Source organism: Burkholderia sp. Z1, from assembly GCF_014893795.1.
In the GTDB taxonomy this organism is placed as follows: Bacteria; Pseudomonadota; Gammaproteobacteria; order Burkholderiales; family Burkholderiaceae; genus Burkholderia; species Burkholderia theae.
The window spans coordinates 580,357-606,236 of the sequence record NZ_JACFYL010000003.1 but is presented as its reverse complement, the minus strand read 5'-3'; the positions used below and the strand labels follow the sequence as shown (position 1 = coordinate 606,236).

The window sequence follows — 25,880 nt, the reverse complement described above, 5'->3', positions numbered from 1 at the left end:
AAACCTCTCATCGATCCGGCGCGTGGCCGGAGCCCGCGATGCGCGCCCACTCGTCGCCGGACAATTGGGTGCAGTGACGACGAAACCGATCGAGCTGGAGCCCGAGGCCGTGACCCTTGACGGTTCGCGCCAGCAGGACGGTCGGCCCATGACGGGGCCCTTCGGCATGCGCATGCGCGAACCCGGTCAATGCGTCGATGTCGTGTCCGTCCACTTCATCCGCGTGCCAGCCGAATGCACGCCACTTGGCGAGGGCGTCGGGTAAGGGCGTGGAATCCAGCCGCGCGTCGTGCGCCCAGCCGCATTCCTGTTCCCCATTGAGATCCACGACCACGTGCAGATTCGGCACGCCGTGGCGGGCCGCCAGCATCGCGGCTTCCCACACCATGCCTTCCTGGCATTCCCCATCACCCAGCACCACCCACACGTGGCGCGCCTCGCGCGCGAGCGCCATGCCCAGCCCGATGGCGACGCCCTGCCCGAGCGCACCCGACGAGAAATCCATGCAGGCCAGCCGGGTGCGATCGGGGTGCCCCTGCAGCGGGGAGCCGGCGGTACCGAACGTGCCGAGCGGCCCCAGGTCGACGCCGGCCTGCTGCAACACCGCATAGAGCGCCATGCTCGCATGGCCTTTCGACAGCAACAGGGCGTCGCCTGTCGCGTCGAGCGCGGACATCGCACGCGCGGCGAACAGCGCGAGCAGGATGTCGACGCAGCTCAAGGTGCCGCCCAGATGGCCGCCGCCGTTGGCGCGCAATCCTGCCAATATCGCATGCCGCACCCGCAGTGCTACACTGGGATCGGCCAGTTCTGGCCGCACCAGCTGTCTGTCGGACGTCGCGCGCTTGCCGGTAGTGTTATTCATCTCGGATGCGATTCCCTTTGCAGGACGGGGATCGATACTGCCCTGACACTAGGATTCTCAAGGAAAGCCAACATGTCAACTCTCGAGCCGCTCAGCCTGGATATCGTCGTCACCTGGAGAGGGCGGCACGAGCTGAAACAGGCGCTTCCCTCCTTGTGCCAACTCGCCGCCCGGCATGACGGCGGCGTGACCGTGGTCAATTACGGCGGCGACGCCGATCAACTGCGCGACCTGATGGCCGGCCACGCGGCGAACGTCAAGGTGGTGCACGTGGACGAATCCGGCTGGTTCAACAAGGCCCGCGCTCAGAATATCGGCGCCGCGCACACGCGTCGTCCGCTCCTGTTCTTCTGCGATTGCGACATCATCATTCCGGACGGGCAACTCGACGCGCTGGTCCGGCAGTTGCAAGCCGAACCCGACGCCTTCGGAACCGTCGCGGGCGTGACGGAGACCGTGCGCAACGCGCGCAAGGCCGGCCAGGTCGCGATGTTCGGCTATCACCTGAAGCTGAGGCTTGCCAACGGACGCGCGCTCGAGATCATCGACAACGAGGAAGACGCGGCGGACGGCACACGCCAGGCGCCCGGCTTGCTGATGGTGCGTCGCGTCGGTTTCGAATGCATCGGCGGCTACAACGGATGCCTGTTGGGCTGGGGCTGGGAGGACCAGGACATGATCGCGCGGCTGACGCTGAGCGCCGGGCTCATGCGGCGCCAGAGCGGCACCGTGCTGCATGTGTCCCACGACGACGACGCGCGCATTCGTCATTATCCACCCGTGCAAGATCGTTGGGAAAGCCGCGACCGCATGTTCCGGCAAGCCCTGGCCAACTACGATCGCGGGGATTGGCTCGGGACCTATGAGGAAGACGCCTTGCGCGCAACGACGCGCCGCCCGGTTTCAGCGAGCTGAGGCGTCCGTCGCATCGATGGTCGCGCGCAAGCGCACCAGCAACGCGATTTGTTCGTCGAGCGCGTCGGCCCGCCACGCGGCAAGCGCCGCCGGCAAGCGGATATCCAGCGCGCGTTCCGCATCGTCAAGCGAGCGGGTCAATACATAGCGCCCGTCCTCGACGGTCACGCCGTCGTGCAACGCATACGATCTGTTCAGTTGCTCGGCCTGCTCCGGCGTCATGCCGCGCGGCAACGCGAGATGAAGGCCGGCGGCATCCGCGCGCACCGGATAGCCGCCGGGCCGGCCGTGCAGGCCCGGCGCATGACCCTGCCATGCGTCCGCACGGCCTGACAGGGCGCGCAGCATCGGCGCGGCGAGCGCGCCCGTGAGGCTGTTGAGCGTGGCGTCGGCGGGCAGGCGCACGGGCGCGGTCAACGCGGCGGCTTCATGTTCCGGCAGGCGGCGGCCGTCCAGCCACACGGCCGGCGCGGGCAGTCCGTCCCAAGCGCCGCGTATCATCGCGCCGACGTGCGCGTGATGCGCGAGCAACGACAGGGGCACGCAATCGGTGCGACCGTGCAACATCGACGCGACGATGGCGATATTGCCGATCCCTCCCGCGACCGGAATGCCGCGCCCGGTCAGCACGTGGTTGGTCAGGTCCGGATAGCAGCCGTTGACGAGATGGGCGCCGGGATGGACAGCTGTCGCCGCCCGCATGACCCGGTCGGCGAGCGCGGCCTGCAAGGGTAGCGTGCAGCCGTAGCCCAGCCCCGTGATGAGTTTTTGCCACCCGCGCGTCATCGCCCACGGCGACTGCATCGACGCCAGGGTCAACACGATGCGCGGCCGATATGCGTCGAACAAGCGTGCCAACGATGCGGGCGAGTAGTCGCACGCCATGGCGGTCACGGCAATGCGGCCCGCGCTTCCGCCGCCGAGTGCATTGGCGAGCGTCGCCATGTGATGCACGGCCGTCTCGTTGCGCGCCGCGGCAATCACGTCCATCGGCGCGTCGCCGCATCCGGCGAGACTCATCAGCACCGCGTGAGCCAGCGAGCCAGAGCCCACCACGATCAGATCGACGTCGCGCATGACGGATTCACTCCCCTACCTCGACGCAGAATGGCGATTGATCCAGCTACACAGAACCAGGATCACCCATAGCTGTTCGTGCCACCGGCCGTCGTCTCCGACATGGTCATAAGCGCGCAGCCTCGACAACAGAGCGGTCCGGAATCGCGTGGTCAGCGGCGCGATTCTCCACAGGTCGGAATCGGCGACCTCATCGATGACCCGCTTGCGAAACCGTGAGTCCAGCAGCCAATGCGCGATCGGCGCGAGCAGGATTTGCCGCTTACGCATCACGATCTCCGGCGGCAGGTAACGACCGGCGACCTGACGCAGCAGGCGCTTGGCCCACCATGCATCCGCCTCGTACCAATAGCTCAGGCCGGGATCGATCGCCGACGCCCAGCCGTAGACATCCTGGCGCAGGAACGGGAAATCGAGGCGGGCGCCGTGCATGAGCGCATTGTCGGCGAGCGCCGGCAGCAGCAGCTCGCCGATCCGGAACACATACTCGTGCGCGGACATCGCCTCCGTCGGCAGCGCTTTGGGCTTGACCGCGAGCAACTGCCGATAGAACGCGACGTCATCCGCGAGCAACGCGTCGACGGCCTGCGGATCCCGGCTCAGACGCCGCATCTCGTCGACGGAAAAGAATTCCGCGATGCCGAGGAACAGCACGTCGTCGAGACCCATCAGGCGCGCGGCCGGCAGGTCGTACAAGCCGGGAAGGTCGACGCCGAGCCGGCGCTGATGATGCATTTGGGCTGCGAGACACGTCAGGGGCTTGTGGTAGCCACCGAAACATTCGTCCGCGCCCAGGCCGGAGACCGCGATGGCGTGTCCGTCCGCGACGGTCGCCTCGATCAGGGCGGCATGGGTCACGGCGGCGGGCGCCGTGAGCGGAAACGGAGCGTCCAGGACGCGGTCCAGCAGTTGCAGCGCGTGGTCGACGTCGAGATGGACGATCCGGTGGCGGATGCCGGTGATGCGCGCCACGGTGGCCGCGTAGTCGGTTTCGTTGAGACCGTAGTCGTCGTCGAAGGCGATCGTATAGCCGGTGACGGCGTGGCGCTCGCGCAGGAGCGCGGCCAGCAATCCCGAGTCGACGCCGCCGGAGAGGAACAGGGCGATGTCGCGCGCCGCGTCGGCGACGTGATCGACGGACGCCCGAAGGCGCGACAGCGCCTCTTCCTGAAGGCAGGACGCATCGTGCGATACCGAAGCGGCTTGAAGGGGCCATGCGAAACGCCGGACGACGGGCGGCGCACCCGGCTCGCATATCAGCGCCTCGCCGACCTGCAGCGACTGGATGCCTTGCAGAAGCGCATGCGCCGCCCGCGGCCGGCCTCGCCACAGCAGATGCAGCAGCGAGCCGACATCGAGTTCGCACTTGATGCCGAGCGTCCGGACCAGCCGCTGCGGATCCCGATCCCATTCGATGCTGTCGCGCCCGATGCGGAAATAAAGCGGACGACGCGCGTGCAACCCGCGCCGGATGATCAGCGCATCTTGCTCGTCACGCGAGACGTCGAGGTCGTCGTCATCGTCGTCCGGCGATGTCGCGCCCCAGGCGATGCGTTCGTCGCGCGGGTCGAGACGCCAGTCGGTCTGTCCGTGGCCGATCGGCGTGGCGTCCCGCGCACGCTCACGCAGTGCGGCACAGCCCGCGTCGGTCAACGCCGCCGCGCCTCGCATCGACAAGGTCTGCTTGCGCGCGCGGTGGGTCAGGCCTTGGTTTTCGTCGCGCGTTTCTTCGCGGCGGGCTTTTTCGCGGCTGTCCTGGTGCGTCGCTCGGCGGGCCGGATGATGATGCCGCCTTTCGTGTCGCCTTCGGCGCGCCGGATCGATCCGCCTTTCGTGTCGCCGCCATCCAGCGTGATTTCATAGCGCCGCTTGTAGAGCTGTTCGAGCGCGTCGAGATCGATGGAAATGGTCAGTGCCTTTTTGCCGCGCTTGGCGGCGGGCTTGGTGGATTTAACGGCGGAAACTTTATTGGATTTCTTTGTGGTTGCCACGTCTGCTCCTTTCCATGACGATGTGAAGGGAACCCCCGTCAACACACGACGCGCCGCAACATCACGGTAATCGTTGCGTGATGACTGCGTGGAACGATTATAGGAGATATAAATTGAAGTTCCGTTATTTCGCATAACTCAAGCAATGCTGACCGCCTGCCTCATCGTCCACAACGAAGCGAGCGTATTGGCGAGATGCCTGACGTCCTTGATGCCGTGGGTCGATGCATGCTGCGTCGTCGATAGCGGCTCCACCGACGGGACCGTCGATCTCGCGCGGCAATTCGGCGCCCGGGTGCAGGTGATGCCGACGCTCGCGGACGCGCGCGGCAGATTGATCGACTTTGCCGCAGCGCGCAATGCGGCGCTGGCGATGGTGCGCGATGGCTGGGTCCTGTCGATCGATGCGGACGAGGTGCTGGCGATACGCGATCGCGCCGAGTGGCGGCGCCTGATCCGCCGGCGCGATTTGCAGGCGATCGAACTGGTGATCCTGTCGGGCGGCACGCGCTGGTATGTGCCGAGAGTGTTCCGGAAGCAGCCGTGGTCGACGTGGCACGGGCGCGTGCACGAATGGATCGCGCTGCGGGAGCCGACGTGCCGGACGGATTGCGCCACGCTCACCAACCAGCCGGACAAGACGGGCAAGGAATCGGCGGTCGAGCGCGATCTGCGTCTTTGCGCGGTGGCATTGCGCGACGATCCCGACGATTTGCGGGCAGTGTTCTATCATGCGCGCGCGCTGAGGCTCGCAAAGCGGCATGCCGAGGCCATTCCCCTCTATCTGCGCTATTGGCGGCAGGCGGAGTTCCAGGCGGGCCGCTACACCGCCATGCTGGGTGCCGCCACCTGCGCGCTGTTGATGCACGACCTCGAGGCGTCCCGCCGCTATGCGATGGTCGCGTATCGCCTCGATCCCGCGCTTGCCGAGGCATGCTGCGTGCTGGGCGATGTCGCGCTCGGCATGGGGCGTGCCGACCTCGCCATCGGCTGGTTCGAAAAAGCGCTGCACAAGCGCCTGCCCGGGATCGCGCAGGCGCTGTTCGTCGACGAGAGCTGTTACGGGCCCTATCCGCGCGAGCGTCTGCGCTGGATTCGCGAACGGACCCAGGCACGGTAGCGTGCGTTCACGCCAGCGCGATATCGAGTCGCCCGGCACATTCGATAATGCGGCGGAAAGAAGAATCACGACAAACAGGTAAATCTTTCATGTCGCGGTTTCACCCACCCGGATTGCAAGTGCCGGCTCCTTGCTAGAAGCGGTATTCCTCGCCTATAAATGGACAACATTCCTCGAGCACTTTCCGTTGCATATCTGCTTTTGAAAGGTCATAAGCAGGGCGCACGTATCGTTGAAGTCGATGGCCTTGGCGCCATCAAAACGGAGACGACTGAAAGGGTGGGATCTTGGCCAATCTTCAGCGAAGACGTGAAGACGACGAGCATGCGGCGGCCGCCCCACCCGGTGTCAGCACGCCTGCACTAACGCTGCCCAAAGGCGGCGGTGCCATTCGCGGTATCGGCGAGAAATTCGCCGCCAATCCGGTGACCGGGACGGGATCGATGACGGTGCCGATCGCTACCAGCCCGGGCCGTTCCGGTTTCGGTCCTCAACTATCACTCTCGTACGACTCCGGCGCCGGGAATGGCCCGTTCGGCTTCGGCTGGAGCCTTTCCCTGCCGTCGGTCACGCGCAAGACCGACAAGGGGTTGCCGCAGTATTGCGACACGGTCGATTCGGACGTTTTCATCGTTTCCGGCGCGGAAGACCTGGTGCCTGTCCTGGTGCAGGATGCCGCCGGCAATTGGGTGCGGGAAGCGCTTCCACCCAGAACGGTAAATGGCCGGATCTTCCGTATCCGTCGCTACCGACCGCGCATCGAGGGCCTGTTTGCGCACATCGAGCGATGGACAAACACGACCGACGCGACCGAGGTGTTCTGGCGGTCCATCACGCATGACAACGTCACCGCCTGGTACGGGAAGACGGCCGATAGCCGTATTGCGGATCCGGCAGACCCAAGCCGCATCTTCAGTTGGCTGATCTGCCAAAGCAATGATGACAAGGGCAACGTCGCCGTTTACAGCTACAAGGCGGAGGACTCGGCAAAAGTTTTCGAGGATTCGGCCGGGACCAACCTGCCCAGGGCCCGCGAACGTAACCGCACCCATCGGTCCCGTTCAGCGCAGCGTTATCTGAAGCGCATTCGTTACGGCAATCGCTCGCCCTACTTTCCGGAATTGAAGGCCGACGCGGCCTGGCCGGAACCTCCCGACGCCCACGCGCCTGACGGCAGCGATGCGTGGCACTTCGAGGTTGTCTTCGACTACGGCGAACACGACGCCAAAGCGCCGGCCCCCCACGACGCCGAGCCCTGGCCCTCACGACCGGATCCGTTCTCGTCCTACCGCGCAGGGTTTGAGGTGCGCACCTATCGGCTCTGCCAGCGCGTCCTGATGTTCCACCATTTTCCAGGCGAAGTCGGCGTCGAGCGGAATTGCCTCGTGCGCTCGACCGACTTCACTTACCCGGACGAAGTCAACCCCACCGATGCCATCAATCCCGTCTACACTTTTCTGGAAGCCGTCGCGCAGACCGGCTACCGCCGCGACAATGGCGGCTACGACAGTCGCAGCCTGCCTCCGGTACAGTTCGAATACAGCAAGCCCACCGTGCAGGAGACCGTCGAGGAAGTCGATCCGTCGAGTCTCGACAATCTCCCCGTTGGCGTAAACGGCAACGCCTACCGATGGACTGATCTGCACGGCGAAGGGATCCCCGGCATCCTCACCGAGCAGGCCGATGCCTGGTTTTACAAGCGCAACCTGAGCCCGCTGACCAGCACGGCGGCGTTCGCGCCGCTCGAAAACGTCGCGCTCAAGCCCGATGTGGCCCTGAGCAGCGGGGCGGACTTCATGGATCTCGCGGGCGACGGCCAGCTCGACGTCGTTGTCATGGACGATCCCGTCCCCGGCTCGTACGAGCATGACGACGCAGAGGGCTGGCAGCCCTTCCGCCCGTTCACCTCGCGCGTGAACCTCGACCCGCGCGACCCGAACCTCAAATTCGTCGATCTGGACGGCGATGGCCGCGCCGACGTGCTCATCACCGAAGACGACGCCTTCGTCTGGCATGCGTCACTCGCCGACGAGGGCTTCGGTCCCGCCCGCCGCGTTGCACAGGAACTGGACGAGGAAAGAGGCCCGCGCGTCGTCTTCTCCGATGGCACCGAGTCCATCTACCTGGCCGACCTCTCCGGCGACGGCCTCACCGACATCTGCCGCATTCGCAACGGCGAAACCTGCTACTGGCCCAACCTGGGTTATGGCCGTTTCGGCGCCAAGGTCACGATGGACAACGCGCCCTGTTTCGACAACCCGGACCAGTTCGACCACGCGCGTATCCACCTGGCCGACATCGACGGCAGCGGCACCACCGACCTCATCTATCTCCACCGCGACGGCGTGCGCCTGTACTTCAACCAGTCCGGCAACGGCTGGAGCCAGCCGCACACGCTGAAGGTGTTTCCACGCATCGATGACCTCGCAAGCATCGTCCCGACCGACCTGCTCGGCAACGGCACCGCCTGCCTGGTCTGGTCCTCCCCGTTGCCGGGTGATGCGCGCCGGCCGATGCGCTATGTCAACCTGATGGGTGGCCTCAAAGCCCATCTGCTGGTCAGGACCGTCAACAACCTTGGCGCGGAAACGCGCGTCGCTTATGCCCCCTCGACCAGGTTCTACCTGCAGGACAAGCGCGACGGCAAACCGTGGATCACCCGGCTGCCCTTCCCGGTGCACGTGGTCGAGCGCGTGGAAACCTACGACCACATCAGCCGTAACCGCTTCACCAGCCGCTACGCCTACCACCATGGCTATTTCGACGGCGAGGAGCGCGAGTTCCGCGGCTTCGGCATGGTGGAGCAATGGGACACGGAACAGTTCGCAGCCGTCGCCGACGGCAGCGTCCCGGCAGATAACGTCGCCGCTGCATCGCATGTGCCGCCCGTGCACACCAGGACCTGGTTCCACACTGGCGTCTACCTCGGTTGGGAACGCCTCTCGCGCCACTTCGAAAGCGAGTATTTCCGTGAACCCGGACTGACCGTCGAAGCCGCGCGGCCGCTCTTGCTCGATGACTCCACTGTCCCGGCGGACCTGACGCCGGACGAAGCGCGCGAGGCTTGCCGTGCCCTCAAAGGCGCCATGCTGCGCCAGGAGGTCTATGCCGACGACGCGGATCACCCGGGCGCGACGCCGCAGCAGATCCAGCGCGCCCGCACGCCCTATACCGTCACCGAGCAGAATTTCACCATCCGCGCCCTGCAGAAACGCGGCGCGAACCTCCACGCGGTCTTTTTCAGCCACGTGAACGAGGCACTGAGTTATCACTACGAGCGCAATCCGGCAGATCCGCGCATCCAGCACACGCTGACCCTGGAAGTCGATGACTTCGGCAACGTACTCAAGCAGGCCGCAATCGGCTACGGGCGCCGGCTCTCGCCGCTGTGGACGCAATGGGATCGCGACCGCCAGACAACGGCGCTGCTCACCTATACGGAGAACCGCGTCACCAACGCGATCGGATCGTCCGACGCCCATCGCAATCCGTTGTCCTGCGAGGCGACGACTTTCGAGCTGACGGGCTACACGGCCACGGGCCCGGCCGGTCGCTATCGGGCCTCCGATTTCGTCGAGCCCGATCCCGCCGCTCCCGGCCGCCTGCGTCACAAGTTCTCGGCCCCGGAAGTCGGTTACGAGGCCACCGCCGCCGGGAGCCTGCGCCGTCGCCCCGTCGAAGCGCTACGCACGCTTTATCGGCGCGACGACCTTTGCGACCTCCTCCCGCTTGGTGAGCTGCAACCGCGCGCCTTGCCCGGCGAAAGCTACAAGCTCGCCTTCACTGACGGCTTGCTCGACCAGGTCTTCCAGCGTCCACGCCAGGGGCAGGCCGACGAGCCTCTGCTTCCAGATCCCGACGCGGTGCTGGGTGGCCAGGCCGGCAACCGGGGCGGTTACCTGCGAAGCCGGATTCTCAAGGCGGATGGCCGCTTTCCGGCGAGCGATGCGGATGATCGCTGGTGGGTGCCCTCGGGGCAATCCTTCTACAGCGCGAATCCCGCCGACAGCGCCTCTGCCGAACTGGCGCAGGCCCGGCACCACTTCTTCGTGTCGCGCCGCTACCGCGACCCGTTCGGCCAGCACGCCTTCGTCGACTTCGACGCCCACGACCTGCTGATGACGGAGACCCGCGATGCCCTTGGCAACCGCGTGACCGTCCACGCCAACGACTATCGCGTGCTGCAGCCGCGTCTGGTCGGCGACCCGAACCGGAACCGGACCGAAGTCGCGTTCGATACGCTGGGCATGGTGGTGGGCACCGCGGTCATGGGCAAACCGCTGCCCGCGCCGGTGGAAGGCGACACGCTCGCCGGCTTCGTTGCAGACCTCACGCAAGCTCGGCTCGACGGCTTCTTCGATGCGGACGATCCGCATGCCGCCGCCGTGGGGCTACTGAAAGATGCGACCACGCGCATCGTCTACGACCTGAACCGCTTCCGCCGTACTCGCCAGGCCAACCCCGACCATCCGGACAAGTGGCAGCCGGCCTGTGCCGCCACGCTCGCCCGCGAAACGCATGTCAGCGCGCCGCTGCCACCGCAGGGCCTGAAGATCCAGCTCAGCTTTTCGTACTCCGACGGTTTCGGCCGCGAGATCCAGAAGAAGATCCAGGCCGAACCCGGTCCGGTGCCCCAGCGCGACACGACTGGCAGGATCGTCATCGGCGCGGATGGTCAGCCCGTGACGACACCGGATGACGCGAGCCCGCGCTGGGTCGGCAGTGGCTGGACGATTTTCAACAACAAGGGCAAGCCGGTTCGCGAGTTCGAGCCCTTCTTTACCGACACCCACCGCTTCGAGTTCGCGGTCAGCATCGGCGTCAGCCCGGTGCTGTTCTACGACCCGGTCGAGCGCGTCGTCGCCACGCTGCACCCGAACCACACCTATGAGAAGGTGGTGTTCGACCCGTGGCAGCAGACCACCTACGACGTCAACGACACGTGCGCGCCGCGCAACGCGCAGACCGGCGACCCGCGCACCGACGCCGACATTGACGGCTACGTCGCCGAATACTTCAGGACCCAACCGGCCACTTGGCAGACCTGGCGCGCGCAGCGAATAGGCGGTGCCCTGGGCGTGGACGAACGCAACGCCGCCCTGCGCGCCGAAGCGCATGCCGACACACCTGCCACCGCCCATTTCGATGTGCTGGGCCGCCCCTTCCTGACCGTGGCGCGCAACCGCGTCGTTTGCCCCGGCCACGACCTCGACGGCAGCGAAGAAAGTTTCGCCACCCGCATCGAGCTCGACATCGAAGGCAACCAGCGCGCCGTGCGCGATGCCATCCAGCAGGCCGGCGACGCGCTCGGCCGCATCGTCGTGCGCTACGCCTTCGACATGCTGAGCCACCGCATCCACCAGCTCGGCATGGAGGCCGGTGCACGCTGGATGCTCAACGACGTGACCGGCAAACCCATCCGCGCCTGGGACAGCCGCGGCCATGGCTTCATCACCCGCTACGACGCGCTGCGCCGCCCGACCGAGCAAACCGTGCACGGCACGACCAGCGAGTCCGACCCACGTACGCTCGACCTCGACATCCTGGTCGACAAGATCGAGTACGGCGAGACACTGCCGAACGCCGAAGTGCTCAACCTGCGCACCCGCATCTATCGGCACTCCGATTCCGCGGGCGTGGCAATCAACGCGCGGCTCGATGCCACCGGCAACCCGACCGAGGCTTTCGACTTCAAGGGCAACCTGCTGCGCAGCACGCGGCAACTGGTCAGCGATTACATCGCCATCCCCAACTGGCTGCTGAATCCCAGGCTGGACGATGAATGCTTCGAGAGCAGCACCCGCTACGACGCACTCGAACGCCCGGTCCAGTCCATCCCGCCGCACAGCAGTCTGGGACGCGGCCAGTTCAACGTCATCCAGCCGGTGTTCAACGAGGCCAACCTGCTGGAACGGGTGGACGTGTGGCTGGAGCGCGCGGCAGAACCCGTCGAACTGCTGGACACCGCCAACGAAGCCCCATCGCCGGTCGGCGTCGCCGACATCGACTACGACGCCAAAGGCCAGCGCCTGCGCATCGACTACAAGAACGGCGCCAGCACCTTCTATCGCTACGACCCGCTCACCTTCCGACTTGATCGACTGCTGACCAGGCGCAAGGCGGCGGACTTCCCCGCCGACGATCCGCGGCCGCCCGTTGCCGGCTGGCCGGGCAAGCAATTGCAGAAGCTGCACTACACCTACGACCCGGTCGGCAACATCACCCACATCCAGGACGACGCGCAGCAGACGATCTACTTCAGGAACAAGCGCGTCGAACCGAGCAACGACTACGTCTATGACGCCCTGTACCGGCTGATCCAGGCCACTGGCCGCGAACACCTGGGCCGGGGCGGCACGCCCATCGCCCATTCGCCCAATGACGCCGGCCGCGTGGGCCTGGTCAGCGCCGACGCGGCGGGGCGCTTCGCCCCCAACGACGGCAACGCCATGGGGACGTACATCGAGCGCTACGTATACGACGCCGTCGGCAACTTCCTGCAGATGCAGCATCGCGGCAGCGGTCCGGCACATGCGGGCTGGACGCGCGCGTACGACTACCTCGATCCGAGCCTGATCGAAGACGGTAACGGCGGTGCGCTGCTCAAGGCCGGCAACCGCCTGACCCGCACGACGCTGAACCCGGCAGGCAACACGCCGCAGCCGGAAAGTTACATGCACGATGCCCACGGCAACATGCTGCGCATGCCGCACCTGGGCGGTGGCCTGCCCGGGCCGAATATGCACTGGGACTACAAGGACCAGTTGCGGCAGGCCGATCTGGGAGGGGGCGGCACGGCCTACTACGTGCATGACGCCTCAGGCCAGCGCATGCGCAAGGTGTGGGCGAAGGCGCCGGGTCTCACCGAAGAGCGCATCTACCTCGGCGGCTTCGAGATCTTCCGCAGGCACGGCGGCTCCATCGGTACCCACACCGCCAAGCTGGAGCGCACGACGCTGCACGTGATGGATGACAAGCAGCGCATTGCGTTGGTGGAGACGCGCACGCTCGACACGGCGAGCGACGACCCGGCGCCACGACAACTCATCCGCTACCAGTTCGGCAATCACCTTGGGTCGAGTTGCGTGGAACTGGACGAGCAGGCGCAAATCATCTCTTACGAGGAATACGCGCCCTACGGCAGCTCGACTTATCAGGCGGTGCGCAGCCAGATGGAGACGGCGAAGCGGTATCGGTACACGGGGAAGGAGCGGGATGAGGAGAGCGGGTTGTATTACCACGGGACGAGGTACTACGCGCCGTGGCTCGGGCGATGGACGGCCTGCGATCCGGCCGGCGAGGAGGAAGGTCCCAACCTCTACCAATACTGCTTCGATAATCCGGCGGGCTTCGTCGATCCTGACGGCCAGAGCGGCAAAAAACTCGCCATCGTCATGCACAACGAAACCAGGCCGACTAGAACGGAACTCCCCAAACCCGAGGCGCCCGTCAAGCCTCATAAGACGAAGGTCAAAGCTCCCGGAAAGAATGCTTCAGATAAAGATAAGGCGAAATACGAGAAGGACAAGAGTAAAGCCGATAAAGAATTCTCGGAAGGCATGAAAACGTATGAGGCAGCAAAAAAGAAATACGCTAAAGATTTGAAAGAATACAAGGCAAGCCAGAAGGAATGGAGTGCTTATCATAAGTCGCAAAATGAGTTTGAAGCGTCTGAGAAGGCGCTGAAAGCCGCAGGTTATGACGTCGTGAAAGTCGATTCCGGCAAAGCGTTGCTCGAGGCGCTCCAGAACGCTGGAACGATCAAGGAACTCGTGATCGTGCACCATGGCACGCCCTTTGGCGTGGGCGGTGAAGGGGCTGGCGCCGGTCTGTACACCGACAAGCCGGCCCCCGGCACCCCGCTCGACGCCACGCGCGGGGCCAAACTGTCGGACCTGAAAAAATTGATCGACGAGAAGAAGATCGTGTTCGATGAGGCCGCGACGATTGTCCTGGCAGGGTGCAGAACTGCTGGCGGTAAAGAAGGTTCGCATCCCGGGTCCACATGGACCGGACCGATCGAGGACACCTTCGCTTATCGGCTCGCAAAAATGACTGGCCTCGAAGTCTTCGGCAGCAAGGGGGTCACATCATACGGCACGGACCAGCGAAGCTCGACGCCGTTGCGCTATAGCGCCATTAGATGGCATCGATTTACGCAACAGGGAAACTCGATCAAAACAGAAGAGTTGAAAGGGAAATATTTGAATGTCGTGACGCGACAAACAAGCAAGTCCCCCCCTTGATGCGGCGCCGGGAAGGTCAAGGCATGTGAGCCGCTACTGCTGAGCAACGTCGACTTCAACGAAACAAAACGCCGGGCGACAGCTCGATTTGTGCCGAGGAGATAGACCATGCCGCAAATACTCGTGATCCGGCTCCACCCGGACACACCAATCGGTGGCACGCGTTTCAGCGATTTTCTAACCGGCCTGAAAATCTCGGCCTTCGATCTGAGCGTCGGCGATCCCAACGTGGGCCAGCATATCGGTGATGCCGCATTCGTGGCACCGGCCGCGCCACCGATCCCCGACCCGGGCACGACCATCGTCCAGCATTACACGCCGCCGATTCCACCGCTGCCGCTCACGATTTACGCCGAATCCGAAGCAACGGCGGTGATCCCGATCACGCTGCCCGCCGGATACAAGGAATACGTGACGCCCGACGTCCGGCTCGAAATCAGCCGCGGTGGCGCGAAGATCGCGAGCAAACTCGTCTACTATGACGTCAACGTCGTGACCGTCGGCGCGTTGCCCGCGCCGGCAACGTATCCTGCCATTCCGGCCAGCGAGGTCGGGATCTATCTGCCGCTCCCTCGCCCGCTGTCGCCCGGTCTCGCCCAAATCGACTTGAGCCAGGGGCAGGCACCCGATTTCGAATCGCTCAAAACCGCCGTGCAAACGGTGTTGGCCGCGGATCAGGGGCCGGTGCCCGCCATCACCGACATCACGCCCGTCCAGGCGACGCATATCGCCAATGAAATCATCTGGGGCCCGCAAGATCCGCTACCGGCGGCGCCTGCGAGCGGTACGACCGGGTTCGACGATCTGGGCGCGTTATATACCAATCCCCCGAACGACGGTACGATCGGCAACCAGCTCGAACAGAACCGGCAGCAGTTCGAAGGCAACCTGAACAGCTATTACGCGACGCATAACGCCAACGTCGATCGGCTGGCCCGCTACACGTTTGCACTCGGTTGCGCGATGGCCTGTGAAAAGATGAGCATCGACGCCGAGATGGCGTTGTTGGTCTTTCCGGTCAACCCCGGTGTACCGAGTCCAACCACAACGATCAGCAGCGCCGACGTCGTGCTGGTCCAAAGCGGCGGCGGTACCCTTGCGCCCGCATTCAAGGTGCCGGCCGAGTATTTCTATGCGCTCGGCATCATGCTGCCCATGCAGATGTCGGCGAAGCAGCGATATCAACTCGCATGCCGCGACAACGAGGAACGTACGCTGCCTGCGCTGACGTCGGCAGTCGATGCCGGCACGATCAGCGATTCGCTTGCCGTCAATCCGGCCCAGGCGGCTCGGCGGATTGCGGCACTCGTGCCCGGCGTGCAATACGACGCGACCGCGCCGCACTGCGAAGTCGATGCCACGCTCACGCCGCTCGTCAATGATTGGCTTGCGTATCCGTCTGCCGCCAACTGGCGCGACTATCACCCTGGCGACGATACCGCCGGGTTCTGGACACCGGAAATCGCCGCGCAGCCGAACGCCTATCTCTCGCTCGACCTCGCGGCGGTGACGAACGACCACCAGCCGTTGATCGCTGCGATTCGTGCCATTCCCGTGACGAGCGTGAGCCAACTGTCGCTGATGTCGGTCACGGATTGGAACAATCTGTTTGGCACGCCGCCCAACATCGTGCTGCTGCCGCCCTTCACTGCGCCGGGAACGGCTCAAGCGCGCGTGGCGGCATTCATTCGCCGCGTCCAGAAATTCTTCGCGGTCGGGTTCGGGATCGCGACACTGCCGTCCGCCGCCGCGCCCGCCGCACCGGTGCTCGATTTGCCCACGGCCGACGTCATTGCCGACTGGGTCAGCGCTTATCAGGCGCTGGTGGGCGGCACCTTTTCCTTCGGCGCGGGCGCACTCGTGGATGCGAACGTGACCGCTGCCGCGCAGACGGCGTTGCCCGGCGACCCATCGGCGCAGGCGTGGCTCGTTCAGCGCGTCACGGTGTTGAATGCCTTGTGTCAACTGGCCGGCGTTGCATCGAATGTGATGCCGCCCGTGCCGAGCCTGGCGTTTTCCATCGCCGAAGCGTTGTATGCGCGCGGCTTCACCAGCGCGATGGACATCAACCGGCTGAACCAGGCGGATTTTGCCGATGCGATGCGCGGGACCGTCGCGTTCGATCAGGCCAATGCAATCTGGAGCGCGGCAGGCGGCGTCAATCCTCCCGCGCCGCCGCCACCCGGCCCGTTCCAGCCGGTGAACCCCGGTGGATTGGAGAACTGCGTGCCGCCGTGCTACCTGTCGCCTACGGGCACGGTCGAGTATTTGCATGAACTGCTGCGGCTTTCGGAGAATTCGACCTGCGCGACGCCCGCTGCGCCGCCCGATCAAGGCAGGCCGACGCTCAAAGAGGCAATGGCCGCCCGCCGCAGTGACCCAGGCTTGCTGGACGTGAGCGCGGCAAACGCAATGACGCCGCTGCCGCTCGTCGACATCGTCATCGAGCAACTCGAAAACCTGGTCGCGCCACCGGCTTCCGGCAGCGTCTACAACACGGCCGAACATCACCTGAACGATCACAAGCTGTGCTCCGCGGACGAGTGCGCCGACGTGGTCGAGAATACGGACAAATGCCAACCGCCAGCCAGTGTGTTTCGCGCGTTGTCCGAATTCAATTCGCCGGCCACGCCGGTTGCAAACCGGGCGGCGTACGACGCGCTGAAAACCGATTTTTCGTCACCCGCGCTACCGTATGCGCAGCCTCTCGACGTCAACCGTGCGTACCTCGATGCGCTTTCATCGTGCCGTTTTGCGGCGATGCGCGGCTTCAGAAAGGAGATCACCGAATTCGCACTCGACCCGACGGTCGTTGCGCCGACGTTTCAAAGCCATTTGTGGCGATACCCGGTAAAGATCGATATCGGCATCGAATATCTCGGCATCAATCCCGAAGAGTATGCGCTTCTGTTCACCCACGACATTGCGCTCGTACCGACGCCAGGCCAACTGGTGCTGTATGAGTTGTATGGCTTTCCCGTAGCGAACCCGGGGGGCTTCAATTGGGTCGACGTCGTACTGCGGTTGCCTGAATTCCTGAAGCGCACGGGCCTGACTTATTGCGAACTCGTCGAGCTGCAAAAGTCGAACTGCTTCCGGTTCGCCGTTGTGCAGCAGCAAAGGCAGCGCGATACCAACGCGCCTGCCGGCACGGATGCGACGAGTGGAGGCGAGAACTCGGGATTGCTACCCGCTTGCGAGCCCTGCTGCCCCGAGCATTACCGGATCGTTTTCCAGGACCCCAAGAATCCTCTCGATGCGTTGAGGTTTCTCGCGGTATATCTGCGACTGTGGCGCAAGCTTGGGGCTGTATGCGGAGCGCGCTACACGTTCACTCAGCTTTGCGATATCTGCGAGGTGCTTCAGCTTTTCATCGGCGGCAGTATCAACCCTGATTTCATCCGTCAACTGGCATCGTTCCAGATTCTGCGCGACCAGTTCAGCTTGCGTCTGACCGATGGCACGGCACCGAAAGGTGCACATGGCGCGGACCGGACGCATCTGCTCGCGCTATGGGCGGCGGCCCCACCGGCGGCGAAGTGGAATTGGGCTGTGCGCCAGCTGGTCGATCGAGTCATGCGCTATTCCCAGACACGCATCGATCATTGCCCGAAACGGCCGCCCCATTTCATCAAGCTGCTGGTCGAAAACCTCGATTCACTGTCGGCACTGGCCGGATTCTCGACGACCGTCGCGAAGGACAGTTGGCATGCCGTCCCGACCCATACGCTGCGGTTTGCCGAAGTCCTCGCGAAAATCACCGCCTCGCGTTTCGGCATCGGCGAACTGCTGTACTTGTTTTCGGTAGAGCCGCATCTCGACGGCGACGATCCGTTCCCGCTGCAGGATGCCAACGAATCGCTCGACCATCCCTTCGATCTGCCCGAGGAAGAATCGCGACAGAACCACGCGCGTAACGAAGAAGGTGCGCAGGGCCACAGCCTGGATGCGTTGCGCAAGAAGCTGCTGGCAGTCGCCGTTGACGAAAGCGAGATTCATGACTGGACGTGGCACCGGATCGAAAGCGCATTGAAGATGGAGTTCGGTTATGCCGTGCCGCCCGGCGGCACCGACTACCTGACGTCGCTCGGCAAGCACTTCTTCCCCCGCACGCTGGAGCGCGCCGGTGTTGCCGTTGGGGCGACGGATCGGCAATACCGCACGCCGTTGACGACGGCATCGCCAGACATGTGGAATACGCCGGCGGAAGGTCCGTTCAGATTCGATGCGGCGACCAGCGAGCTCTATACGCAGCTTCCGCTGAGCGATCGCGCCGTGATCGAAAAACTCGTGCACGTCCGCGACCTCACGCTGGACGAGCAACACGCCGTGCAGAACCTGCTTGCGATGCCGCGCGTCGATCTCGCGCCGTTTGCGATGTTGTTCCCCGACTTCGCGGCGGCGGAACAACATCTGATTGCCGAGCACGACGAAGAAAGGCGCTGGCACTGGTTTCGCGAGCGGTTTGCGCTGATGGTCAAGCGCTGCCATGTGATTGCCGCGCATCTGGTCGGCCATGTCGGTGCCGTCGCGAGCGCGTCGCTATGCGGTTGCACCGACGCGCCGTTGCCGCACGAAACGCAAACGGCATGGCTGATGCTGCGGCACCTCTTCGGCGACGAGAACCGCGGTTTGACTTCGTGGGAAAACGATTCGGGTGCGATACCCGATGTCATGTGGAAGCCGTTGCCGTCTGGCGGGGCGTTTGCGGCGCTGCTAGGACTCGTCGGAACAGGATTGATGGGCGAGTTCCACACCAGCGGCGGTGAGCTCGTCTGGCGCGAGCTCCGCGCGAACATGCGGGCGTTCGATACGGAGAAGAACGAGAAGAACGCGCCATTGCCTACGATTCTGCCGGCGCTCGAGTTGAGCCTTTCTCCCGAGCAACTGAAGCTCTTCGGCGTGCGCAACGGTTTCGCGATTCAGAACCGCCGCGGCACCGAGCTCGGTGGTGCCGCCGGCTTTCATATCAAGTGGCGTGGCGTTCTGATGGTCGACGAGGAAGGCCGCTACCACTTCGAAGCCGGCGTACCGCGCGGGAACGCAGCCAAGGAGAACGGCGAAGGCGGCGAAGACGCGCGCGAGTGCAATCCGGAGCGCCGCTGGCGAGTCACCTTGAGCCGCGGGCAGAAGACGTGGGCGGTGCTGTCACATCATTGGAAAGATGAACCCGGCGAAAGCGGTTCGACACTGCATTTGAAGTCGGGCGCATACAACCTCGAAGTCGAATTTTTCCAGAACGAACCGCAGTTTGCGGGCGAAGACGATGTGCGTCCGTTGCATACCGGCTTCGAAGTCAAGTATTCGGGCGCCGATACGCACGGGCAGCTCGTGGTGCTGCCGCTCGACAAGCTCTTTTGCACGAGCAAGGACGAACAGCTCATCGGTAAAATGAGCTTTCCGAAGGGCAGCAGCGTTGCCGAGTACCTGTACCTGAGATACACGAGTACGCTGCGCGACATACGTCGTACTTACCAACGCGCGTTCAAGGCGCTGCTTTTCGCGCATCGTTTCGCGCTCACGGGCCATCCGGCGAAGCCGTTCGGGCAGTCCGAGCTGGGCTATATGTTCGCGCATGCGGACTTGTTCGCGGGCGTCAGCTATTACCGCAATCCGGGTTTTGTCAGGCACGCCGCCAATTTCGACATGAACCTGCTGCCACTCCTCGACTACTATCAACCACCGGCGGCGAGTCAGGATCAACGCACCCTTCCGAGCAGCCAGCGCACGCAGGCGCTGTTCGATTGGTGGGAGCGGATGTTCGATTACTCGCGAATGCGCGGGTCCACGGACGAAAGGGAAGACGAGAGCGGAAAGAAGACGTGGGCGCGCGCAAGACCCGTCTGGCTGTTGTTCGAACAAGCGGCTGAGAAGCAGCCCGACAACCCGGCTCAACTGCTGCGCCATCTCGACGTCGACCTGGATCACGCACCCTGCGTGCTGTCGTATTTCTCGACGCAGACGACACCCGTCTACAAGATCGACAGCGACGACCTGAGGGACGATCGATGGGCCGTCAGGGTCTGGCATGCCGACCACTGGATCGACGAACTTGTCGAACGTTGCCCGCCGAACGACATTCGTCTTGCACGGCCGGACTTATGGGCGTCGGACGACCCGGGCGCGCTGGTGCCCGGTGAAGCGCAAACCGGCAATGTCAATCTGGTGCGGCTTTTCGAAAACGCGATGATCGAGCCCGACGAACCCGATCTGCGCCGCTACAACGATCTGCAAAAGATCAACGATTGCCTGCGCGTGCATGCACGCGCGCATTTGCTCGCGTATTTGTGCGGAATGAATCGGGTGCCGCTGCCGTGGGGTGGCTACGCGAAGTCGCCTGAAGCGTTGAGCGCCCTCCTCCTCATTGACGTCGAAGCCGGCTTCTGCGAAAGGGCCAGCCGTATCGAAGAAGGCATCACGGCGGTGCAGACGTTCGTGCAGCGCGCGCGGCTGGGGTTGGAGGACTGGGCGATCGGACCGTCGTTCCTGAGTCTGTGGAAGAACGTGTTTGCCAGCTACAGGGTCTGGGAGAGCTGCCGCTGCAGGACGCTCTACCGAGAAAACTGGATCGCGTGGGACGAGCTGAGAAAGGCGCGCAGAATCGAAGCATTCCAGTTCCTCGAAGATCAATTGCGCCGCTCGACGCTGACGTTGGCCGCACCCGGCGGCCTGGAATACTGGGCGGCGTCGCTGCCGCCAGCGCATCCGGCGGTCGAACTGCTGCAACAGGGCACGCCTTCTTCGCTGCGCTTGCTGACGCCGCCGAGGGAAGGGCTCGGCGTGCTGGGGACACCCGAGCGTGATGCCCGACCCTCGTGGCTCGCGCCTGACTCCGGTACGCCTCAAGGGACACCCCAAGGCTCGAACAATCCCTCATCGCCCACCATCGCTCGCGTCGCGGACACGCGTGCCGCGGGCGCGGTCGTCGCGACGTCGGCCTCGAGCACGTCACCTGCAGCCGCGTCCGACAAGCCGCCGTTCTGGATCGAAGCGGCCATCCGTCTTGGCGTGCGCTTCATCCGCGTTGCCGCCGGTGGCGTGCCGCCTGCCGCGGCGGCGTTCGTTCCGAGCGACTTTCACGCCGAACCGGGTTGCTGCACCGAATGTGGCTGCGCGCATCCGCCACTCGTCGACGAATACTATTTCTGGCTCGTGCCGGCGCAGACATTCGACGAGCCGTTCCAGGACGAGTATTACGACCCGTCGGAACAGATCTCCCTTTACTGGCACGACCCGCAGCAGATCCCGACGCTTCTCGACTGGAAGCCGGAATCGGCCGTGCGGCTTGCGTGGTGCCGAGTGCATAACGGCGAATTCAAGCAGCCGCGCCATTCCGCTGGACTGGTCAAGCTGTCTACCGGCGCGACGCCTGACCTGACCTACGTCGGGAGGCTGGACGACTCGCTGACTTTCGCAGTGACCGGCGGCATTGCGCCCACGCCCGTCGGTTACAACGGTACGGAGGCCCCGGGCTTCCGCTACGACATGGCCGTGGATAGGTGCGTGACGCTGCCGCTCGTGGCGGATCCGACGCCCGTCGCGAGTTCCTGCCCCGCCGGGTTGCCGGCCTACCCGTATTTTGTTTTCGTCGAGCCCGGCGAGCGGCTTTTCGTCGAATCGATGTTCAGCCCGTCGATCGAAATTGCCGATGCGCTGCGCTGCCATTGTCATTTCGAACCGGCACTGAAGTGGTACGAGCTCGTGCGCAATCCTCTGCAATCCGACAATATGTGGGTGCATTGCAGCACGGGCAACCAGCCGGGCGGCGGCACCCTGGGAACGGTCGATGTGGCCGGGCAACCGGCCGACGTTGCGGTGGCGGAGCAGCCGTCGGCGACGCATGAGTCCTCGACCGACGGCGGGGATGTGCCTGGCCCTGGACGTGCGCCGCTCGACATGTGCTGCGATAGCACGAACATCTCCGCACAGACTGCTCGCGATCGTGCGATCGTGCTCGCTTATGCCGAAACGCTCGTCGAATGGGCGCGCGCGCTGATGCGGAAGAACTCGCGCGAGTCGGCGCAAGAGGCCCGGCTGATTCTCGACACCGCTTCGGCCATTCTCGGTCCCTGTCCACCGACCGTGCACAATCCGTCAAGGCCGCACAAGCAGACCGTCGCGACGTTCGTGCCATTGAACCCGCCGCTCAATCCGCGGCTGATGCAGTTGTATTGCCATGTTCGGGACGGCCTTTCGCTCGTGCATCGTTGCCTGAGCGACAAGCGGCTGCGCAACCCGGATGTGGCGGGTGCGTGCGGCTCGCCGTACTGGGGGCAGGATCCATGCTGCTGCGATCCGGCACCGCACCGGCCGTGCGACGAACCCGTTTGTTGCGAGGATGACGCCTGGTGTCACCCGCTCACGCAGTATCGCTTCGTCGTGTTGATGCAGAAAGCACGAGAATGCGTGGGGCACCTGCGCGAAATGGGCACGGCGCTCCTGGGTGCATTCGAACGCGGCGACGGCGAGTATCTGGCGCAGATGCACGCGCGGCACGAGACAGAGCTGGCCGACATGACGGTCGATATCCGGCAGCAGCAATGGCGCGAGGCGGACTGGCAGGTACAGGCGCTGCGCAAGGGCAAGGAGGTGCAGCAGACGAACCGCCGGTACACCAAGCGACTGATCGATGTCGGCCTGATCAATGGTGAGCTCGACTATCAGGACAATATGAACAACGAGATCGGGCTGCGCACCACGGCAACCGAGATCGAGGCCGTGGCGGAGGCAATGGAGCTGATTCCAGACCTCTTCGTCGGCTTCCCGTGCGAAGAAACCTGGCTTCCGCTCGGCACCAAGCTCGCCGGCATGTTCAAGACGATCGCTCGCATTACCAACGAGATCGGCGAGATCGCCGGCCTCAATGCGCAGCTCGATTTGACGCAAGCCGGCTGGCAGCGCAGGCTTGACGAGTGGGTGCATCAGGTCGAGGTCCTTGATCTGGAAATCGAACAGATGGAGATCCAGATCCTCGCCGCGGAGAGAAAGGCCCACGAGACCTTGCTCGAATTGAATCTGCACCAGCAGTCGCTCGAGCAATCGCGCGAAAGGCTGAACCTCTTGCGCGACAAATTTACGAGTCACGAGCTATGGCTATACCTGCAGAAGGAAGGCATGGCCATGTACTGGCAAATGTACGAGCTGGCACAGCATGTCGTTCGGCAGGCACAGCGGGCGTTCAATTTCGAGCTCGGTTTTACCGGTCGCAATTTCCTGCCGTGCGAAAGCTGGAACGGCCTGCAAGAAGGATTGCTCGCGGGAGACAAGCTGCAACTCGCGCTCGACCGGATGGAAAAGGAATATCTGCAATGCCATCAGCGCGAGTACGAACTCACGAAGCACGTGTCGCTCGCGTTGCATTTTCCATTGCAGTTCCTGCAACTCAGATTGACCGGCTACTGCGAAATCGAAATACCCGAGTGGATGTTCGACATGGACTATCCGGGGCAGTATATGCGGCGCCTCAAAAGTGTCAGCGTGACGATACCGTGTGTAACCGGACCCTATACGGGCGTGCATTGCAAGCTGACGCTCCTGCATAGCTGGACGCGTATCGACCCGTGTCTACCCTGCCCCGTGACGCATTGCTGCAATGACAAGCCGAAGGGTGCCTGCGGCTGCCGTCATCCCTTGCACGAGCATTACGAGGCGGGATGCTGCGATCCACGCGGCGTGAAGCTGTATGGTGCGCGCGAAGCGATTGCGACGTCGAGCGGCCGCAACGATGCGGGGTTGTTCGAATTGAATTTCCACGACGATCGGCATTTGCCATTCGAATATGCCGGCGCCGTCAGCTGCTGGCGCATCGAACTGCCGCAGGAGAGCAACTACTTCGATCTCGATACGTTGGCCGACACGGTACTGCACCTGAACTATACGTCACGCGAAGGCGGCACGGCATTGCGCGATGCGGCTCGCGCGGCCATTCGGGAAAGGCTGCCCGGCAATGGCTGGATCTATCTCGACGTGCATCGCGACTTTCCCGATGTGTGGGAGCAGCTGCGTCGCTCGCGCAGCGCGATGCAGGACGGCGTGCGGAGGCGCAGCGTCGATGACGCGCATCCGGGAGGCGTCATGACGCTGCCTGTCTCAAGGAGGCTGTTTCCGTACTTGCCAGGTGATCCGTCGATCAAAGTCACCAAGGTGGCCGTGCTCTTCGACAGCAGTCATTGCTGCGAGCAGGAATGTCCGCACATCGACGCGTGCCCTTGCGCGCATGAAGTGAAGCGCGGCAGCCACCTCGTCGAAGTGACCGTCGACCACCCGGACAGCGAATGTTCGCCGGACGAGTTCGAAATCGAATGCAGGAGCAGCGTCGATTGGCCGGGGCTGTATCACGGCAGCGGAGAGCTTCGTATCGCTCCGCTCGACAACTGCCATCCGGGCCATACGATGACGTTGAACTTTGCCGATCGCATTTGCGGGCTGGAGCGGGTTTTCGTGCTGTGCCGTTACGAAGTCATCGAACGTTGTTGCGAGACCGTGCGGCCGGGTTCGTCTTTCGACGTTCATGAGGGAGGCTGCCATGACTGCGCGTAAGCCGACAGTGCAAATCCGGGAGGGGAAGGTGGAGCACCCCGCCCGCGACTCCGCCGAAACGGACCGCCAGAAGAAAGTGAAGTACCAATTTGTCACGGGCGTGACGTTGGTGGCGCTTGAGGACCGGGTCAATCAGCTGATTGACGAACATCCGGATTTGACGCTGAAGCAAGTATTGTTTGCGCAGGGAACCGGGTTCGTGGCCGTGCTCGAGCGGTCGGCGTGAGATCCGCGTCGTACCGCTCCTGTACGCCGTAATCGGTCGAACAACCAAGCGTCCGATCGGCCGGCGAGCTGTCGCCTTACCATTCGCGCAGGCTCCGAGGCGCAAGCCAGCGCACGCCGAAGGCGGCCGGGGCTCGGCGAAGCGTTGTTGAGGAACGGTGGAAGCACCTGTCAGGAAGCGATTGATTTGATTGATTATTATTTCAGGGGTAGATTGATCTGCGTTGTCGCGTCTAGATCGGTCTCTACCGGTAAAGCGTACGGAAATCAAGATCGGCCGCGTTGCGATACGCGCCGAGCCAGGCCTCCAACGCCCGGCATCAGGAGGCGCATCCATTGCCGATGCTGTCCGCAATATCGACGCAGCGCATTTTATTAATAATCCGTGCAATTCTCGGGCGGCGCGAAATATTCACGAAAATCCGTGATAAAACGTAGTACGCGGTGCTTGACGAAAACATGCATCCGCTACCCGTCCGACGTCGTTTTTTATGACAGGGAACGCAGGTTCCCGGATAGGTGTATCGGGTCGGTCGATTATTCGAGATTTCGTGCTCTATCGGCGCGATTGATTCAAAAATTAATTTTCAAATCGATAACGATTCCCCCCGCCGTCGAGCAATTCGCCGTGGCAGACTGATGTCCCGTTCGAGTTCCCGCTTCACACGATCGACCGAAGCTTGTGTTGCGGCGCGGCTCTTGGCAATCGTGAAGGCAAAACTTGTAGCGGCCAAGTTGCCATCCATGGCCCGTTCCTGATTATGATGTCGTTCGACTATCCTGTTCGGCACCCGTCACCCGCGTAATCGACCATTGTGATGCGCGGACGCATCGTGGACAAACCCGCCGCGCTCGCTCGCCTACCGCTGCGTGCTACTCTCGTCAATGGCACCAGCCAAGAC

9 protein-coding genes are annotated in these 25,880 nt (G+C 63.7%); 5 read left to right on the top strand and 4 right to left on the bottom strand.

What is annotated here, in order from left to right:
* Window positions 1–7: 7 nt before the first annotated feature.
* Window positions 8–865: a 1-deoxy-D-xylulose-5-phosphate synthase N-terminal domain-containing protein gene (locus H3H55_RS34955; RefSeq protein WP_193102738.1), complete on the bottom strand. Its 858-nt coding sequence runs from the start codon at window positions 863–865 to the stop codon at window positions 8–10.
* Between the two features lie 72 nt (window positions 866–937).
* Between H3H55_RS34955 and H3H55_RS34950 the strand changes: the two genes are divergently transcribed.
* Window positions 938–1,780: a galactosyltransferase-related protein gene (locus H3H55_RS34950; protein WP_193102737.1), complete on the top strand. Its 843-nt coding sequence runs from the start codon at window positions 938–940 to the stop codon at window positions 1,778–1,780.
* On the opposite strand, the gene H3H55_RS34945 is transcribed toward H3H55_RS34950, so the two are convergent.
* Genes H3H55_RS34945 through H3H55_RS34935 form a run of 3 tightly spaced genes read right to left on the bottom strand, consistent with a single transcriptional unit; the run spans window position 1,769 to window position 4,848 of the window.
* Window positions 1,769–2,857 carry a hypothetical protein gene (locus H3H55_RS34945; RefSeq protein WP_193102736.1) on the bottom strand — a complete coding sequence of 363 codons (1,089 nt, stop codon included), beginning with the start codon at window positions 2,855–2,857 and terminating at the stop codon, window positions 1,769–1,771. The genes H3H55_RS34950 and H3H55_RS34945 overlap by 12 nt on opposite strands.
* Before the next feature lie 15 nt (window positions 2,858–2,872).
* Entirely contained in the window at window positions 2,873–4,510 is a 1,638-nt protein-coding gene (locus tag H3H55_RS34940) for an asparagine synthase C-terminal domain-containing protein (RefSeq protein WP_193102735.1), read from the bottom strand.
* A gap of 47 nt (window positions 4,511–4,557) precedes the next feature.
* Window positions 4,558–4,848: a hypothetical protein gene (locus tag H3H55_RS34935; RefSeq protein WP_193102734.1), complete on the bottom strand. Its 291-nt coding sequence runs from the start codon at window positions 4,846–4,848 to the stop codon at window positions 4,558–4,560.
* A 145-nt stretch (window positions 4,849–4,993) separates the two neighbouring features.
* Here H3H55_RS34935 and H3H55_RS34930 point away from each other — a divergent pair, with 145 nt between their 5' ends.
* From H3H55_RS34930 to H3H55_RS34915, 4 genes are all read left to right on the top strand, one after another.
* Window positions 4,994–5,968 (top strand): glycosyltransferase, encoded by a 975-nt coding sequence (locus H3H55_RS34930; RefSeq protein ID WP_193102733.1) that lies wholly within the window; start codon window positions 4,994–4,996, stop codon window positions 5,966–5,968.
* A gap of 287 nt (window positions 5,969–6,255) precedes the next feature.
* Window positions 6,256–14,214, top strand: a complete 7,959-nt coding sequence (locus tag H3H55_RS34925; RefSeq protein WP_226800692.1) for a SpvB/TcaC N-terminal domain-containing protein — start codon at window positions 6,256–6,258, stop codon at window positions 14,212–14,214.
* Between the two features lie 108 nt (window positions 14,215–14,322).
* On the top strand, window positions 14,323–24,753 hold the full coding sequence (locus H3H55_RS34920; protein ID WP_193102732.1) for a neuraminidase-like domain-containing protein: 10,431 nt from the start codon (window positions 14,323–14,325) through the stop codon (window positions 24,751–24,753).
* The gene (locus tag H3H55_RS34915) at window positions 24,740–24,979 is read left to right on the top strand and encodes a hypothetical protein (RefSeq protein ID WP_193102731.1); all 240 of its coding nucleotides are present in this window, start codon (window positions 24,740–24,742) and stop codon (window positions 24,977–24,979) included. Before H3H55_RS34920 ends, H3H55_RS34915 begins: the two co-directional genes overlap by 14 nt.
* The last annotated feature ends 901 nt before the right edge of the window (window positions 24,980–25,880 follow it).

Coding starts and splice junctions, on each gene's coding strand:
- H3H55_RS34945 (WP_193102736.1), bottom strand. CDS start 2,857: ATGCGCGACGTCGATCTGATCGTGGTGGGCTCTGGCTCGCTGGCTCAC.
- H3H55_RS34950 (WP_193102737.1), top strand. CDS start 938: ATGTCAACTCTCGAGCCGCTCAGCCTGGATATCGTCGTCACCTGGAGA.
- H3H55_RS34955 (WP_193102738.1), bottom strand. CDS start 865: ATGAATAACACTACCGGCAAGCGCGCGACGTCCGACAGACAGCTGGTG.
- H3H55_RS34915 (WP_193102731.1), top strand. CDS start 24,740: ATGACTGCGCGTAAGCCGACAGTGCAAATCCGGGAGGGGAAGGTGGAG.
- H3H55_RS34930 (WP_193102733.1), top strand. CDS start 4,994: ATGCTGACCGCCTGCCTCATCGTCCACAACGAAGCGAGCGTATTGGCG.
- H3H55_RS34920 (WP_193102732.1), top strand. CDS start 14,323: ATGCCGCAAATACTCGTGATCCGGCTCCACCCGGACACACCAATCGGT.